The organism is Pseudomonas urmiensis, assembly GCF_014268815.2.
GTDB classification, from domain to species: domain Bacteria; phylum Pseudomonadota; class Gammaproteobacteria; order Pseudomonadales; family Pseudomonadaceae; genus Aquipseudomonas; species Aquipseudomonas urmiensis.
The window spans coordinates 1,546,870-1,563,917 of the sequence record NZ_JABWRE020000001.1; the positions used below are offsets into that span (position 1 = coordinate 1,546,870).

The 17,048-nt window shown below is 58.9% G+C and carries 12 protein-coding genes and 2 pseudogenes; 11 read left to right on the forward strand and 3 right to left on the reverse strand.

Annotation, left to right across the window (positions count from 1 at the left end):
• The first annotated feature begins 20 nt into the window (after positions 1–20).
• The 5 genes from HU737_RS06850 to HU737_RS06870 all read left to right on the forward strand — a co-directional run bounded on the left by HU737_RS06850 (position 21) and on the right by HU737_RS06870 (position 6,058).
• Complete coding sequence (locus HU737_RS06850; RefSeq protein WP_186553634.1) at positions 21–1,370, forward strand: aspartate aminotransferase family protein; 1,350 nt, start codon at positions 21–23, stop codon at positions 1,368–1,370.
• A 137-nt stretch (positions 1,371–1,507) separates the two neighbouring features.
• Positions 1,508–2,458: a Gfo/Idh/MocA family protein gene (locus HU737_RS06855; protein WP_225915589.1), complete on the forward strand. Its 951-nt coding sequence runs from the start codon at positions 1,508–1,510 to the stop codon at positions 2,456–2,458.
• Positions 2,459–2,478: 20 nt separating this feature from the next.
• A complete protein-coding gene (locus HU737_RS06860; RefSeq protein WP_186553633.1) occupies positions 2,479–3,408 on the forward strand; it encodes an amidohydrolase family protein in 930 nt (309 codons plus the stop codon).
• 26 nt (positions 3,409–3,434) lie between these two features.
• Positions 3,435–5,168 carry an L-arabinonate dehydratase gene (araD, locus tag HU737_RS06865; RefSeq protein ID WP_225915590.1) on the forward strand — a complete coding sequence of 578 codons (1,734 nt, stop codon included), beginning with the start codon at positions 3,435–3,437 and terminating at the stop codon, positions 5,166–5,168.
• Between the two features lie 113 nt (positions 5,169–5,281).
• On the forward strand, positions 5,282–6,058 hold the full coding sequence (locus tag HU737_RS06870; protein ID WP_186553631.1) for a lysine/arginine/ornithine ABC transporter substrate-binding protein: 777 nt from the start codon (positions 5,282–5,284) through the stop codon (positions 6,056–6,058).
• A 48-nt stretch (positions 6,059–6,106) separates the two neighbouring features.
• On the opposite strand, the gene HU737_RS06875 is transcribed toward HU737_RS06870, so the two are convergent.
• Positions 6,107–6,859, reverse strand: a complete 753-nt coding sequence (locus tag HU737_RS06875; RefSeq protein WP_019098962.1) for a GntR family transcriptional regulator — start codon at positions 6,857–6,859, stop codon at positions 6,107–6,109.
• A gap of 99 nt (positions 6,860–6,958) precedes the next feature.
• Complete coding sequence (locus tag HU737_RS06880; protein ID WP_186553630.1) at positions 6,959–7,849, reverse strand: D-hexose-6-phosphate mutarotase; 891 nt, start codon at positions 7,847–7,849, stop codon at positions 6,959–6,961.
• 1,225 nt (positions 7,850–9,074) lie between these two features.
• On the opposite strand from HU737_RS06880, the pseudogene HU737_RS26530 reads away from it, so the two are divergent.
• From HU737_RS26530 to HU737_RS06905, 6 genes and pseudogenes are all read left to right on the forward strand, one after another.
• Positions 9,075–9,173: pseudogene (locus tag HU737_RS26530) on the forward strand (HAMP domain-containing protein); the annotation flags it as partial.
• Between the two features lie 147 nt (positions 9,174–9,320).
• Complete coding sequence (locus tag HU737_RS26535) at positions 9,321–10,043, forward strand: methyl-accepting chemotaxis protein (RefSeq protein ID WP_437182253.1); 723 nt, start codon at positions 9,321–9,323, stop codon at positions 10,041–10,043.
• Between the two features lie 952 nt (positions 10,044–10,995).
• On the forward strand, positions 10,996–12,462 hold the full coding sequence (locus tag HU737_RS06890; RefSeq protein WP_186553661.1) for an NAD-dependent succinate-semialdehyde dehydrogenase: 1,467 nt from the start codon (positions 10,996–10,998) through the stop codon (positions 12,460–12,462).
• 16 nt (positions 12,463–12,478) lie between these two features.
• Positions 12,479–13,885 (forward strand): aspartate aminotransferase family protein, encoded by a 1,407-nt coding sequence (locus HU737_RS06895; protein WP_186553628.1) that lies wholly within the window; start codon positions 12,479–12,481, stop codon positions 13,883–13,885.
• Positions 13,886–14,047: 162 nt separating this feature from the next.
• A pseudogene (locus HU737_RS06900) lies at positions 14,048–15,506 on the forward strand (amino acid permease).
• A 328-nt stretch (positions 15,507–15,834) separates the two neighbouring features.
• Positions 15,835–16,308 (forward strand): Lrp/AsnC family transcriptional regulator, encoded by a 474-nt coding sequence (locus HU737_RS06905; RefSeq protein WP_186553627.1) that lies wholly within the window; start codon positions 15,835–15,837, stop codon positions 16,306–16,308.
• A gap of 61 nt (positions 16,309–16,369) precedes the next feature.
• On the opposite strand, the gene HU737_RS06910 is transcribed toward HU737_RS06905, so the two are convergent.
• Positions 16,370–16,723, reverse strand: a complete 354-nt coding sequence (locus tag HU737_RS06910) for a RidA family protein (RefSeq protein WP_186553626.1) — start codon at positions 16,721–16,723, stop codon at positions 16,370–16,372.
• Positions 16,724–17,048 lie beyond the last annotated feature (325 nt).

Genomic DNA, 17,048 nt, shown 5'->3' on the forward strand with positions numbered 1-17,048 from the left:
TCGATTTTCTGGAGGTTGAGATGTCTGAGAACTATTCCGCCACTGCCGGCATGCAAAACGGCTTCGACCTGGCCCTGCTGCCGACCCTGAGCGCCCACGAGCAAGCCCTGGTCGAGCGCCGCCAGCGTCTGCTGGGCCCTTGCTACAAGCTGATGTACCAGCACCCGGTGGAGTTCGTGCGTGCCGAGGGTGCCTATATGTACGGCCCGAACGGCGAGCAGTACCTGGACTGCTACAACAACGTTCCGTCGGTAGGGCATTGCCACCCGCGTGTAGTCGAGGCCGTATCACGCCAGTTGGCGACCCTCAACACCCATACCCGCTACATGGACGAGAAGATCCTCAACTACTCCGAGCAACTGGTGGACACCTTCGGAGGTGGCATCGGCAGCGTGATGTACACCTGCACCGGCTCCGAGGCGGTCGACCTGGCCCTGCGCATCGCCAAGTTCCATACCGGTGGCACCGGCATCATCGTCACCGACTTCGCCTACCACGGCATCACCACCACGGTCGCCGCCATTTCCACCACCATGGGCAAGTACGTGCCGGTGGACCAGCACGTGCGTACCGTGCGCGCACCGGATGCCTACCATGCCGGCGAGGGCGTGGATGTGGGTGAGCGCCTGGCGGCGGATATCGAGGCGGCGATCGCCGACATGCAGCGCCACGGGATCCGCTTCGCCGGCTTCATCGCTGACAGCATCTTCTCCACCGACGGCCTGCTGCCAGGCACTGCCGGCATGCTGAAGAAAGCCATCGAGGTGGTGCACAAGCACGGCGGCCTGTACATCGCCGACGAGGTCCAGCCGGGCTTTGCCCGCACTGGCCTGAACTTCTGGGGCTACCAGCGCCATGGCATCCAGCCGGACATGGTGGTCATGGGCAAGCCCATGGGTAACGGCCTGCCGATCGCCGGTGTGGCGGTCAAGCCCGAACTGCTCGCCGACTTCGGGCCCAAGGTGCGGTACTTCAATACCTTCGGCGGCAACGCCGTGTGCATCTCGGCGGCCCAGGCGGTGCTCGACGTGATCCGCGACGAGGGCTTGCAGCAGAACTGCCATGACCTGGGCAACTACCTGCTCGACGGCTTCAAGACCATCGCCCGGGAATACCCGCAGATCGGCGATGTGCGCGGCGCCGGTCTCTATCACGCCGTGGAGTTCGTCACTGATCCCGAGAGCAAGGCCCCCGACGCGGCCATGACCAGCAAGGTGGTCAGCGGCCTGCGCGAGCGCAAGGTACTGATCAGTACCACCGGCGTGGGTGAAAACTCGCTGAAGATCCGGCCGCTGCTGTGCTTCAAGCAGGCCCAGGCCGACCAGTTGCTCGAAACCTTCGCCGAGACCATGGCGGCGATCCAGGGCTGAGTGCACGGGGTCGCGTTGCAGCCCTTCGCCAAGCCGGTTCCCCGGACGGTTCCACGCAAACCGTCGACTGTGGGCGCTGGCTCGCGAAGGGCCGCAACGCGCTCCCAACCCGCCACCTCGCACTCAAGGAGCACACATTGAATATCTGCATGATCGGCCACGGCATGATGGGCACCTGGCATTCGCAGAGCCTGCGCGATGCCGACTGCGTGCTGCACAGCCTGGTCGGCCGCGAGCCGGCTGCCACCGAAGCCTTTGCCCGTGAATACGGCTACCGCCACTGGTACGTGGACTACCGCGAAGCGCTGCGCTCGCCGGAAATCGACATCGTCATTGTCGCCGGCCCCAGCCAGAGCCACGCGGAAATGGCCCTGGCCGCCCTGGAGCAGGGCAAGCACGTGCTGGTGGAAATCCCCCTGGCGCTGAACCTGGAAGACTGTGAACGCATCGTCGACACTGCCGCGCGGCGGGGGCTGACGGTGGGCGTGGTGCACCCGATGCGCTTTCGCCGCGAACACCGGCAGTTGCTGGAGCGCCTGCAATCCGGTGCGGAAACCCTGCTCCAGGTGCATTCGCGGCTGTTCCTCCACCGCCGGGAAAACATCGGCTCCACCGGCCTCAAGCGCTGCTGGACCGACAACCTGCTTTGGCATCACGGTGCGCACCTGGTGGATGTCGCGCTGTGGCTGGCCGGCAAGGGCGATCCGGCTGCCGCGCAGGTGGCGGCGCTGAACGCTTCGCTGCCGGCCGCCGACCCGGTCACCGGCATTCCCATGGAGCTGGCGCTGCTGATGCACACCGAACAACGCCAGGCCCTGGTCTGCACGGGCTCGTACAACTCGCCGGAACGGATCTTCGACATCTTCGTCGTCACCGATCGCGATTCCTATCGCCTGGACATCCTCGCCGGCACCCTCAGGCAGGGGACGCAACTGCTGGAGGTGGACAGCGAACAGGACAACAACGCCCAGGTCGCCCGGGACTTCGTCGCGGCGTTGCGCGAAGGGCGCGAGCCGCAGGTGCCGGCCCGTTCCGTACTGCCGGCGATGCGCCTGCTGCAGCAGGTAGAACAGGCGCAACTTCCCTAGCCATCAACAGGACAACCCTAATGGCCGAGCACTCTTCAGACGATACCCGCGTCAGCATTCTCCGGGTCGTGCACCAGCGTCCCGCGATCACCATTCCGCCCGGCGCCTGCGACTGCCATGTCCATGTGTTCGGCCCCACCGAGCGTTTTCCCTATTCGTCGTCGCGGCCCTATACCCCGGCGCCAGCGCTGGTCGAGGACCTGATGGCGCACCAGCGCATCCTCGGCCTGGAACGGGTGGTGGTGGTGCAGCCGAGCGTGTATGGCAGCGACAACCGCTGCACCCTGGACGCCATCGCTCGTCTCGGCGAGGGCGCCCGGGGCGTGGCGGTGATCGACCCGCAGACCTCCCTCGGCGACCTGGAAACCCTGGCCCGTTCCGGTATCCGCGGTCTCCGCCTGAACCTGGCGGCGGCGGCGGCGGATGCCCCTGCCGCGTTGCGGGTGCTCAAGCATGCCAACGAGGTGGCGGCGCAGTTCGGCTGGCACATCCAGGTGTTCGCGCCCATCGAGGTGATCCAGGCCCTGCGTCGTGAACTGCGGCAACTGGACGTGCCCCTGGTGCTCGACCACTTCGCCGGGGTGCATGCCAGTGCCGGGGTCAAGAGCGAGGGCTTCAAGGTGCTGGTCGGCCTGCTCGATAGCGGCCACTGCCATGTGAAGGTCTCGGCGCCTTACCTGGTTTCGGAGCAGCCGTCCCTGGACGAAGTCGCGCCGTTGCTGCGTGGCCTGGTGGCCGTGGCACCGCAGCGTCTGCTGTGGGGTTCGAACTGGCCGCATCCGCTGGGTGGCGTCGGTGATATCACCCGCGGGCCGGTCTCGATGTTCCGTGAGATCGACGACGGCGCAGCCCTGCAGCGCCTGGCCCGCTGGCTGGAGGACGACACCCTGTTCGCCCGGATCCTGGTGGACAACCCGGCCGCGCTCTATGGATTCAACAACCCGACGTGATGCCCAACGCCTGACGGATGAACACCATGAACAAGAAGAAAGCCGAAGACCTGAGAAGCGCGCGCTGGTTCGCGCCTGACAACCTGCGCGGCTTCGGCCACCGCTCGCGGATCATGCAGATGGGCTATGCCCCGGCCGACTGGGCGGGGAAACCCGTGATCGCGATTCTCAATACCTGGTCGGACATCAACCCTTGCCATGCCCACTTCAAGACCCGGGTCGATGACGTCAAGCGCGGCATTCTCCAGGCCGGCGGCTTCCCGGTAGAGTTGCCGGCACTGTCGCTGTCGGAGAACTTCGTCAAACCCACCACCATGCTCTACCGCAACATGCTGGCCATGGAAGCGGAGGAACTGCTGCGCTCCCACCCGGTGGATGGCGTGGTGCTGATGGGCGGCTGCGACAAGACCACGCCTGGCCTGCTGATGGGCGCCACCAGCGCCGGGCTGCCGGCGATCTACGTGCCTGCCGGGCCGATGCTGCGTGGCAACTGGAAAGGCAAGATCCTCGGCTCGGGTTCGGATGCCTGGAAATACTGGGACGAGCGCCGCGCCGGCATGATCAGCGACAAGGACTGGCAGGACATCGAGGGCGGCATTGCCCGCAGTCATGGCCACTGCATGACCATGGGCACCGCCTCGACCATGACCGCCATCGCCGAGGCCATCGGCATGACCTTGCCGGGGGCGTCATCGATTCCCGCCGCAGACGTCAACCATATCCGCATGTGCGCCGAAGCCGGGCGCCGCGCGGTGGAGATGGTCTGGGAGGACCTGGTGCCGGCCCGGGTGCAGACCCGCGGCGCCTACGACAACGCGATCGCCGTGGCCATGGCCATGGGGTGCTCGACCAATGCGGTGATCCACCTGGTTGCCATGGCGCGCAGGGCAGGGCATGACCTGACCCTCGACGACCTCGATGCGGTCAGCCGCTATGTGCCGGTGATCGCCAACGTGCGGCCCAGTGGCAGCCAGTACCTGATGGAGGACTTCTTCTACGCGGGCGGCCTGCCGGCGCTGATGCGGGTGATCGGCAAGTACCTGTCTCTCGACGAGATGACCGTCAATGGTCGTACCCTCGGGCAGAACATCGCCGAGGCCGAGGTGTACAACGACGATGTGATCCGTCCGCTGGACAACCCAATTTATGCCGAGGGCGCCCTGGCGGTGCTCAAGGGCAACCTGGCCAGCGCCGGTTGCGTGATCAAGCCGTGCGCCATGGAGTCGCGTCTGCTCCGGCACACCGGGCCGGCCATCGTCTTCGACGACTACCCGGCGCTGAAGGAGGTGATCGACAGCGATGACTTCGAGGTCACTGCCGACCATGTGCTGATCCTGCGCAACGCCGGCCCGCAAGGCGGCCCGGGCATGCCGGAGTGGGGCATGCTGCCGATCCCCGGCAAGCTGGTGAAGCAGGGCGTGCGCGACATGCTGCGGATCTCCGATTCGCGCATGAGCGGGACCAGTTATGGGGCGTGCATCCTGCATGTTGCACCGGAAAGTTACGTAGGTGGCACCCTGGCCCTGGTGCGCAACGGCGACCTGATCCGCGTCGACGTGGATCAGCGCAGCATCGAGCTGCTGGTCAGCGATGCCGAACTGGCTGCACGCCGCGAGGCCTTGCCACCACCGCCACCGCGCTTCGGTCGCGGCTATGGCTGGATGTTCGCGCAACACATCCTCCAGGCCGACAAGGGCTGCGACTTCGATTTCCTCGAGACCGGCTTCGGCGAAGCCAGCGGCGAGCCGGCGATCTTCTGATGTCCAACCACTGTCCAAGGGAGTAACCCCCGCACCTGACCAGCACTCGAACAATGGCCTGTATGTTGCAACAAAACTAATATATTAATGTACGGCAAAATAAGGTGGTGTCTATGAAACTTGCTAAATGTGTTCTCTTCGCGGCCCTCGGCCTGGGCTCTGCCCTGATGGCGGGGATTGCTTCGGCCGATGAGCTCAAGGAAATCCGCATCGCCACGGAAGGGACCTATCCGCCCTTCAGCTACCTGGACAAGGGCAAGCTGACCGGCTTCGACGTGGATATCGCCAATGCACTGTGCGAACGGATGAAGATCAAGTGCGAGATCGTCGCCCAGGAATGGGACGGCATGATTCCAGGCCTGGTCGCCGGCAAGTACGACGCCATCGTCGCCTCGATGAACATCACCGAGGAGCGCAAGAAGAAGATCGATTTCAGCAACAAGTACTACGCCACCCCGGCGCGCTTCATCACCGTCAAGGATGGCGGCGTGAGCGCCATCACCCCGGCCGACCTGGCGGGCAAGAGCATTGGCGTGCAGGTCTCCACCACCCAGTCCAACTACCTTGAAGAGAACTACAAGGACTCGGACATCAAGCAGTACAAGACGGTCGACGACGCCGCCATGGACCTGGCCAACGGTCGCATCGACACGGTGTTCTCCGATGCCGCGCTGCTCTACGTATGGATGAAGACCAAGGATGGCGCCTGCTGCGCCTTCGTCGGTGGTGATGTGGTCAACGAGAAATACTTCGGGGTCGGCAAGGGTGTCGGTGTGCGCCAGGGCGAAGTTGCATTGCGCGAGCAGTTCAACAAGGCCATCGCCGAACTGCGGGCCGACGGCACCTACGAGAAGATCAACCAGAAGTACTTCCCGTTCTCGATCTACTGAGTGCACCAGGAAACGCCAGCCGGATTGCTCCGGCTGGCGTTTTTCGGCTTAGGCATAGAGACGCTTGAAGTCTTCCAGGGAGTCGCAGTTGGTGATGGTCGCCGAGTCTTCGGCGAAGAAATCCGGATGCTTCACCGAGAGGACTTTCAGGGTCTCGTAGATGCTGTCGATATGTACGCGCATGGCTTCAACTGCGGCTTCCTCGTCGCTGGCGCGGATCGCATCGGCAATGCGCTCGTGCTCCTCGATCACCTCGGCGAACTGGTTCTGCGCCGGGAAGGCCATGCGCCGTACCCGGTCCAACTGCCCCTTGGCGCCGTTGAGCAGACGCCACAGGTTGGGGTAGCCGGAGCATTCGCAGATGATCCGGTGAAACTCCTCGTCTAGGGCGTAGAACTCGTCGACGCTGCGGTGCTCGGAGGCGAACTTCTGGCGCATCAGCAAGGTGGTGAAGGGGTCGATGCGGTCCTTCTCGTAGAAGCGCGCAGCCAGGCGCACGGTGCGGTACTCGATGCTCTCGCGCACGATCTGGCCTTCGATCACGTCCTTGAGCTTGATCAGGCTGACGCTGGTGCTCGAGTTGGGCTTGATGGTGATCAGCTTCTGGTTGGCCAGTTGCAATACCGCTTCACGCAGCGGTGTCCTCGAGATGTCCAGTTGCGCGCACAGCTCCTTTTCGCTGATCACGTCCCCCGGTTGCAGGCGCAGGGAAATGATCGCCGAGCGCAGCAACTCGTAGACCTGGGCTGTCTTGGGCAGGCGGTGGTCGAGCAACTCGGGATGGAAAACGGGGGCATTCAATGAGAGGACTCCGCGGAGGGGCTGGAAAGATGTACTCGTATATTAGCGAAAATGCAGGCATTCGTTGAGGGGCTAGTTTCCCTGGGCGGTGCCGATTGTTCAGGTGCGGGTCGTAGGTTCCCGGGAAATCCGCACGCCGAATCCGCCTTGTGTGCCAGCGGCAACCTCCAGCAGGTCCTCCTGGACCCGCGTGGTTTCGATGCACAGCATGCCGTGCCAGGCCTCGGGGTGGAACTGGTCCAGGCTGGCTGCGCGTTCCGGTCCCGGATTCCAGAGGACGGCGGAGCGGCTGTCACGGGGTTCGATCACGATGCGCCGTTGCCAGGCTGGGTCCTCGAGGGTCAGGCGATCTGGCAGGCCCTGATAGACCCGTTCGGTCAGGCCGGCGATAGGCGGTTCATCAACCTGCTGGCACAGGACGCGGTCCTTGAGATTGTCCTGGTAGCGGGTACCGGCGAAGCCCTGAAGGCTGACTTCGCGGACATCGCTGACCGCGTAGTAGCTGTGCAGCGCGGCGGCCATGGCGATGCTCCGGGAGCCCGCGTTGCTGATCTCCAGGTGCAGTTCGAGTGCCAGGGGCTCCAGGCTCAAGTGGAGGCGGGTAGTCAGACCGTGGTGATCGACCGGGGATCGCAGGGTGAGGCGCAGGGCCTGTGGCTCCAGTGAGGTGCATTCGAGCCGCCAATCGACTTGCCGGACCAAGCCGTGGAAGGGTGGCTCGGCACATTGCCAGGCGTCGCGCACTGCCTGCGGGTTGGTTTCCAGCGCGGTGAACCAGGGCCAGCACACCGGTACCCCGCCACGGATTGGCTGGCCTGGGATAAAGCTGGCGTGCGGGTTGTTCCAGATCACTGCGGGTTCGCCGTGAAAGCCGTATTCGAGCAACTGCGCGCCCTGAGCGCTGATCAACGCGAAAGCGTCGCCCAGTTCCAGGCGCCAGGCGGGGAGGCCATTGATATTGACGGCGTGGATGGCTGCGGTGGCTAGCATGGATAAGGCTCCGGGGCAGTTGTCAGGAAGGACTGAAATTGCTACTAATATATTAGTATAACAATATTAAAGCAGAAATCTGCGCAAGAGACGGAGCAAACCGATGAAAGTTTTGCAGTGGGGGATTTCCGCGATGGAACGGTTTTCGTTCTCGCGAAAGTTCCAGGTACTCATGCTGGTGTTCCTGATCCCTTTGGGGTACGGCTTGTGGGTGTTGTGCAGCGGTTACCGCAGCGAATTGAGCCGCATCGAGGCGGAGCGCCGGGGAGTGGCCTTGCTGGCGACGCTGGGTGCCGGGCAGGCCGGGGCGGCGTCCGGGCGCAACCTGGCGGCGCGCTGGCGTGCTACGGATGTAGCCGCCCGTGGTGATGGTGCGTCGCTGAACGACATGACAGTGTGGCTAGGTGATCAGGACGAGCGCCGCGAGCAATTGCAGGCGCTGCTGGACCAAGGGGCATTAGATGCGTCCGGGAGACTGGAGCGGGCGCTGGCCAGCGAAGTCGAGTCGCTGTCCAGCGAGCACCAGCGGCTGGAGCGTGCCCGCCAGGACCCACAAGCGCTGGCCAGTTGGTGGGCCGATGCACACAACGCAGCGACCCGTTCGCTGCAGGCCACGGGCAAGCTGATCGAACTCGCCGCCAGTGACCATGGCTTGCGGCGCGATACTTGGGCGGACACCTCGGAACTGATCGATATCATCACCTTTCAGGTGCCGGATCTCACCCGCCAGTTGACCGCAGTGGGCAGCACCGGGCAGGGGGTGATCGGCTCCGGCGGTTTCAACCTGCTGACCCGCTCGCAACTTCGTGACGCACTCGCCGCCACCCAGGCGACGCTCGACACGCTGGCGCAGAGCACAGCCAGCACAGCCAGCACCGCCGTTGCCCAGGAGCAGGAGGAGGACTGGCAGCACGCCACTCAGGCCGGGCTGGAGCAGATAGCCAGTGTGGTCAGGAAACTGGAACAGGACTTCTTCCGACGTGATATCACCTCATTGCAGCCGATGGCCGTCAGCAATCAGATAGCGCAGGCACTGACGCTGGCAAACAGCTTGCAGGCCAGCACGCAGCGCTACCTTGACCAACGCTTGAGCCTTTATCAGGCGCGAGCCTGGCAGGGTGGATTGCTGGCACTGTCGCTGTTCAGCGTGATGACGCTCCTGGCCTTGTACGGATTGCTGTGTGTGCAGGTCTCGATCCGGCGAACCACCGCAGGCATCACCCGGATGGCGCATTCGCTCAGCGAGGGGGATCTGCGTTCCCGAGTGAGTGTGCTCGGCAGAGACGAACTGGCCACTATCGGGCATGGCCTCAACGCCGCCCAGGAGCAGTTGCAGAGTACGATCCATGGGATCATCCAGCAGACACATGGCGTCACCGCCACGGTCTCGGTGCTGGATGAGCAGGCTGGCGCCTCGCTCCAGGCAGCGGACAATCAGCGTCAGCAGGTGGCGTTGATCGCCGCTGCTGCCGTGGAACTGGCCAGCACTGCGCGCAGCGTGGCGCAGACCTGTAGCGAGGCGGTCGTTCATTCCGCCGAAGCGCGCAACCTGGCCAGTGCCGGCCAGTTGCGCAGCCTGCAGACTACCCAGGGCATGCAGCAACTGACTGGACGCCTGGACGAAGCGGCGGTTGCCCTTGAGCAACTGCGCGAGCGGACCCAGCGGATTGACGTGGTGGTCGCGGTGATCAGGAACATTGCCGAGCAGACCAACCTGCTTGCGCTCAACGCCAGCATCGAGGCGGCCCGGGCGGGGGAGCACGGTCGGGGCTTTGCGGTGGTAGCCGATCAGGTGCGCGAGCTGTCGGCGCAGACCCAGGCCTCGACCGCCGAGATCGGCAGTACGGTGGCAGCGTTGCAGGAAGGCGTGCGGGTGACGGCCAGCTTCATGCAGAGCGCATGCGAGCAATCCAAGGGCGATGCTGGCGAAGTGGTTCGTCTGGGCGAGCAATTGCAACTGATTGCCGGCGCGTCGCGGCAAGTTGGGGATATGCTTGAACAGATTGCGGCAGCGGCGGATGAGCAGGCTGAAACGGCGCAAGCGATCAGTTCGAATATCCTGCGGGTCGACGAGGCTTCGATGCAGATTCTGGAGAGCGCCCGTGAAGTAAACGGTGTAGCGACGAGGTTGAAATCCGGATGCGCGTCTTTGAAGGACACTACTCAGCGTTTCCGTCTTTATACCCCAGCCTGAAATCGCGACGTGGAGCAGGCGGCAGGATCCCTACCGCCGTGTCATCGCGGTAGTCGTCAAGTCCTGAAGCCAGACATTAGGCGCTGCTGATCATTGGCAGGCCCATTGAGGCTGGTGTTGATGGTCGCAGCATGTTCCGAATGGCTCATCAGCGACTGGCGATCCTACGCCACAGGCGGACGTGCATGGATACTCACCGGATCGGGAAGGCTGATTACGGCGACCCACATCGCCCGAGCGTGGACTACGGTTGGGAGTTTCCTGACGCAGGCAGATGACCAGCGCTTAGCGCAGCGCTCCCACCGGCAACACATCGATAGCGTTGTAGACGATCTCGCGACTCTAATGCGCGCCAGGCCTGCACAGCTGCTGCAATGTACCGCGAGCTTCAGCAACAGCGGCCAGTGTTCGGCCAAGCGGGAGAAAGCGAGGCTCTCCTGAGTGGTGACCTTGATACCCGGTGAAACTGCGAGGTCCAGGCAGGCGAGTGCCTGACGCTGGGTCAAGCTCTTCGTTGAGACGGACAGTGTTCGAGCTTGATCCCCGAGGTCGAGCAATTCTCGGGCGTGGCCACTGACTTCCTATTTTCTGATTGGGAGTACTTGGACCGGACACCGATTACACGCTGCAGCGTGTTCCTGTGCGGGAACGGTTAAAACTCTGGAGCACCATGCCGATCTTGAAGCCCACTGCGGTTGGTACTTGAGGCTGGGCCGTACCAGTGGGTGATGTGCGGTCGCCCCCAGAGGCCTGATAGCTGGAAATTGAGGGAATTTGAAAAATCTGATTGATTTAGCCGGTCTACGACGGGCTTTTCCAAAAATGCGCAGTAATTATGCGTGTTATGAAAAACAAAGCAGTATTGCTGCGCTTAATTGGTTTTGAAGTACGTTTTTAAGCGCGCAAGATGCATAAGCTATTCAAACAGAACAACACATCTGAAGTGGTAGCTATGAAAAACCTTGCCAAGAATGCTTTGAGTCAGCTCAAGCGGCCAGATCTTCTGGAAACGCGTGCCTATATCAATGGGGAGTGGATCGATGATGGGAATCGATTGGATGTTACTGACCCGGGTACTGACGAGAAAATTGCAGAAGTCAGCCATTGCGATATCGTCTGGGTTGACCGCGCCGTTGAAGCTGCCAGCGCCGCATTCCCTGCATGGCGCGATCTGCTACCCGTTCAGCGTGGCGCTATCCTTCGCAAATGGGCTGCTCTGATTCGTGAGCATGCTCAAGACCTGGCTGTGATCATGACTGCAGAACAGGGTAAGCCTCTGGCTGACTCCGTTGGTGAAATCGCATATGGCGCCAATTTCATTGATTGGTTCGCCGCTGAGGGTGAGCGTTGCTACGGGGAGACAATCCCTAGCCATCTGCCTAACAGCCAGCTGCTGACTAAACTGCAGCCTATTGGTGTGACCTGCGCCATCACGCCTTGGAACTTTCCGAGTGCGATGATTACCCGCAAAGCAGCTGCCGCGTTGGCTGCGGGCTGCTCCATGATCGTTAAGCCAGCCCCTGAAACTCCGCTGTCCGCGTTGGCTTTGGCCAAGCTAGCAGAGGAAGCAGGTATCCCCGCAGGTGTGTTCCAGGTAGTTACGGGTGATCCGATCACCCATTCCGCACGCCTGCTGCAGAACCCTCAGGTACGAGCCTTCAGCTTCACTGGCTCGACCCAAATCGGGAAGATTCTGCTCAAGCAAGCGGGCGACACCGTCAAGAAGGTATCGCTGGAGCTGGGCGGTCACGCTCCTTTCATTGTTTTCGATGACGCTTCCATCGAAGAAGCAGTGAAAGGCTGCATTGGCGCTAAGTTCGCCACCTCGGGTCAGGACTGCTTGGGTGCTAACCGCATCTATGTACAGCGCTCCAAGTATGACGAGTTCGTCAAGGCGTTCGGGGAAGCGACCGCCAAGCTTCGAGTCGGTCATGGTTTCGAGGCGGGTGTTGATATCGGCCCAATGACTCGTTCAAGCGTGGCACAGAAGTGCCAGGAACACATCACCAACGCCTTGGCTAAGGGTGCTCGCTTGGTAGTTGGCAGCCCTGTGACTCAGGGTAACTTCGTTGTGCCAACAGTCCTGTCCGATGTTACTGACGACATGGCTATCGCGTACGAAGAAACTTTCGGTCCGGTTGCGGCAATTCTTCCTTTCGACACGGAAGCTGAAGTCCTGACCCGCGCAAATAACACCGAATACGGTCTAGCGGCGTATGTGTACACCAACGACTTGCGAAAGGCGCTGCGTCTTTCCGATAGTTTGGAGTATGGCATGGTGGCACTGAATACGCCAAAGTTCACCGGTGCCCCTATTCCTTTTGGGGGATGGAAACAGTCTGGTTTGGGCCGTGAAGGTTCCAAGCATGGATTGTCCGAGTACATGGAAATCAAATACGTCTGTTTCGGCGGCCTGTAATTTCTAGGAGTCAAAAATGAACAAACAAGAACATGATCTGATCTCTGCTCAGGATCGCAATTCCGTACTACACCCTTTCACCAACCTGAAAGATTTTGCTTCTGGTAAACTTGGGGATCCAACTATCGTTGAGTCCGGCAAGGGTCTTTGCATCACCGACTCGACTGGTCGTGAGTACATTGATGGTTTCGCTGGCCTTTACTGCATGAACGTCGGTTATGGTCGTACTGATGTAGCTGAAGCCATTTCACGTCAGGCCCACAAGCTCGCTTACTATCATAGCTATGCGGCGCACACCACTGACGAGCTGGCACGCCTGTCTGATCGTCTGGTGAAGATGGCTCCAGGTAAAATGAGCAAGGTCTTCTACGGCCTGTCTGGATCCGACGCCAACGAAACACAGGCGAAGCTGGTGTGGTACTACAACAACCTGCGTGGTCTGCCGAAAAAGAAAAAGATCATCACCCGTGATCGTGGCTACCACGGTTGCTCGGTCGTATCTGGCTCGATGACTGGCATGAGCTTCTACCACGATTACATGGATCTCCCGGTTAGCGGCATCCTGCGCACCGGTGCACCGCACTACTACTGGGGCGCTGAGCCAGGTGAGAGCGAGGAACAGTTTTCTGCACGTCGCGCCGCTGAGCTTGAAGAGCTCATCCTGCGCGAAGGCCCTGACACTATCGGCGCCTTCATCGCTGAGCCTGTTTTGGGTACTGGCGGTATCACGCCGCCTCCAGCCGGTTACTGGGCAGCAATCCAGCCGATCCTGAAGAAATACGACATCCTGCTGATCGCTGACGAGGTTATCACCGGCTTCGGTCGCACTGGCGCAATGTTTGGCTGTGACAAATACGGTATCGAGCCTGACCTCATCACCGTTGCCAAAGGCCTGACTTCTGCATACGCGCCGCTGTCGGCGTCGATTGTGGGCGAGAAGGTTTACAAAGTCATGGAAGAGGGCGCAGATAAAGTTGGCGCCTTCTCCCACGGCTACACCTACTCGGGTCACCCGATTGGTGTCGCAGCGGCGAATGCTGTTCTGGACATCGTTGAAGGTGAAGATATTCCTGGTAATGCCGCGCGTGTAGGTGAGTACTTCCAGAAGAGTCTGAAAGAAGTCTTCGAGGGTCTGCCGATTGTTGGCGAGGTGCGTGGTGTGGGCCTGATGGCTGCACTGGAGTTCGTAGCTGACCCAGCCACCAAAACCCGCCTTGACCCAGCTCTGAAGGTTGGTGCTCGCATTTCCAAAGCTGCCCGCGACCTTAATTTGATCGCGCGCGCGATGCCGCATGGTGAGATCTTGGGCTTCGCGCCTCCGCTGGTCGCAACCAATAATGATATCGATAAGATCGTTGATATCGCCAGCAAAGCTGTTAACAAGGTTATCAACGAGCTCACCGCTGAAGGTGCTCTACGCTAAACATTGTTTAGCAGTGAAGAACGGGCCGGCTCCAAACAGGCCCGTTTTTTAATGGCTACCAATTAAAGTTTGGTCTCAGCTAAAAGTCGTTGGGCTGATGCTGATGATTCAACCGATTTATTACAAAAGTTATAAAATTAAAAATCGTTGATAGGTGTGACAATGGTTGAAGTTGCCAAAACCGGAGCGCAGAAGGAATCTGGCTCTGAAGAAGTGCAAGGATTGCATCGAGGACTCTCGAATCGTCACATTCAATTCATTGCGTTGGGTGGTGCAATCGGATCGGGTCTGTTCATGGGCGCCGGCAAGGCCATCAGTGTCTCTGGTACCTCCATCATTTTCACGTACATGCTCATCGGGATTGTTTTGTTCTTTATGATGAGAGCAATGGGAGAGCTTCTGCTCTAAAATCTCGAATACAAAACGTTCGGTGATTTTTGCTCTGACTACCTTGGGCCGTGGGCAGGATTTTTCATTGGTTGGTCGTATTGGCTAACCTGGATCGTCGCCGTGACTGCGGATTCTGTTGTCATTGGTGGCTATTTTTAGTATTGGTTCCCGGAACTTCCAGCGTGGGGCCCAGTACTTGTGATTCTTGGTCTGTTGCTATCGCTCAATTTTCTGACTTTAAGGTGGTTTGGTGGGTTAGAGTTTTGGTTCTAGCTGGTGAAAGTCATGGCAGTGGTCAGCCTGATCGTCGTGGGCCTGGTGCTTATCGCTACCTCGTTCGTATCTCAGACTGGAGTCACAGCCTCTTTCAGCCATTTGATAGACCGAGAGGTTTTCCTTCCGTTCGGCGTAAGCGGTTTCTTCGCAGGCATTCCAGAATGCAATCCTTTCATTCGCAGGAGTTGAAATGATTGGCGCAACTGCCGCCGAAGCGAAGGATCCACATAAAATCCTCCCCAAGGCTATCAATGCGGTGCCAATTCGGGTAATGGTGTTCTATATGCTCTCCCTGATCTGCATCATCAGCGTGTCATCTTGGTATGCCGTCAGCGCAGACAAAAGTCCTTTCGTTCAGCTGTTCATGCTGACCGGATTGCCTGTCGCTGCGGGCCTGATCAACCTTGTAGTGACCACCTCCGCAATCTCCGCTGCCAACAGCGGCATTTTCTGTACGAGTCGGACGCTGTTTGGGCTTGCTGATGTAAACCAGGCTCCCACTGCCTTCAAAGAAGTTACACGTAGACGAGTGCCTGGGTCGAGCTTGCTGTTCTCGTGCCTTTGCATCTCTGGAGGTACGGCGATGCTTATCTTCATTCCTAGCGTAATGACGGTATTCACCATCGTAAGTACGGTCGCTCCGGTATTGCTCATCTTTATCTGGTCGCTGGTGCTGATTGCTTACCTGGTTTATCGCAAGAGAAAACCTGAGTTGCACGCTGCTTCTATCTTCAAGATGCCATTGCGTATTCCGCTCAGCTACTTCTCTCTGGCCTCCTTTGTCTTCACCGTCGCGTTGTTGGCCCTGGAACCTGATACGTTATCGGCGCTTTACTTTATGGCTTTATGGTTTGGCTGGCTGACAATTGTCTACCCTGTGAAGTATCGCCGCTCATCCATCGCCAAGCTAAAATTTCAGGATGCAGATTATGGTCTTGATGCTGGTACAAATTAATATCACTAGCTGATTTTCTGATACCTGTCGTTGGGTGTTTTGCGCATTGAGTTGGGTCTGGTCATCTTTCTCAATGCGCTTTTTTGTGCGTTATCATTCAGTGAATTCCGATGTGCTCAGTCCAGATAAAAATATAAGTAAATGGATTGGCGGTTCACGCAGCTTGTGCTCGCATTGCCTAAATTATCTTTAATTGCTTAAATAGCCGAATAAGTGGTGGGAAGTGCAATCTTGTGGTTGACAGCGACTTCGACTGGGTTTATATGTGGTGGGATAGGGTGATCTGCGTCTCAGGCGCAAACCTGATAAACGGCTAGGAGTGTGTCTTATGATTGAACTTGACAGAATTGATGTAAGAATTTTAAGCGCTGTTCAAGTAAACAATCGGCTGACATCTGATGAGATTGGTGAGTTAGCTGGACTATCACCGACTGCCTGCCAGCGTAGGCTTAAGCGCCTGAGGGCTGAGGGGGTGATCGAGGGTGATGTTTCCATTGTTTCCCCGAAAGCAGTGGGACGCCACGTAACGATGCTCGTCTTGGTTACCCTTGAACGAGAGCGGACAGATATCATCGACAAGTTCAAGCATGCTATACGTAACACGCCTGAGGTAATGAGCGGGTTCTACGTGACTGGGGATGCCGACTTTGTGATCGTAGTGACTTGTAAGAATATGGAAGACTACGAAAATTTCACAAGGCGCTTCTTTTACGAAAATTGCGATATCAAAAGCTTCAAAACCATGGTGGTTATGGATAGGGTCAAAGCCGGATTTACTATCCCTATCGAAGAAAGCCTTTGAAAGTCCCTGAGGGCGGTGTGTGAATACCGCCCAGCGAAAGCGCTTACTAGCTGATACGCTTTCAGTCTACTGCAGCTACAATCGAAATTTCGACCAGTAAGCTAGGCTTGAACATCGCAGCCTGGACGCAAGCGCGTGCTGGTTCATGGCCAGCGGCCACCCAGTCTTCCCATATTTCATTCATTTCATCAAAATCTGCATCGATATCGGCGAGATAGATGGTGGCCGAAAGGATACGCGTTTTATCGCTGCCTACTTCCTTGAGTAGTGTATCAATATTGTGCAGCGTTTCGCGAGTCTGGATCTTGATGTCGGCACTGTGTTGGTTGGCCAACTGTCCAGCAAGATAGACTACCCCATTGTGAACTACTGTATTGCTCAAACGCTTGTTCGCGTGTAGTCGCGTGATGGCCATTTGGCGAATTCCTTGCTTGTATTGAATTGAAAAGCGAGCGGAAAGCTCACCCTGCTTTGTGGGGTTGATATTTTAAAGCTGCGATATGTAGGGCGCAGAAAAAATACTCGAGAAATTATAAGTGTGATTGGTCAGAGATATTGCCTAATTTTTATGATGAAAATGGGTAAAACTGGGGTCGCGATTTTATGTGAGAGTGGAAAGTAGCAGGGCACTAATCACTGCGTTTAAAATCCCACCATGTGGCTACCCTAGTCGTATAATGTAAAAAACGCTCGTTCAGTTTTTCTGCGTTATTCGTGTAGATAACGCTGTTTTTGATCGT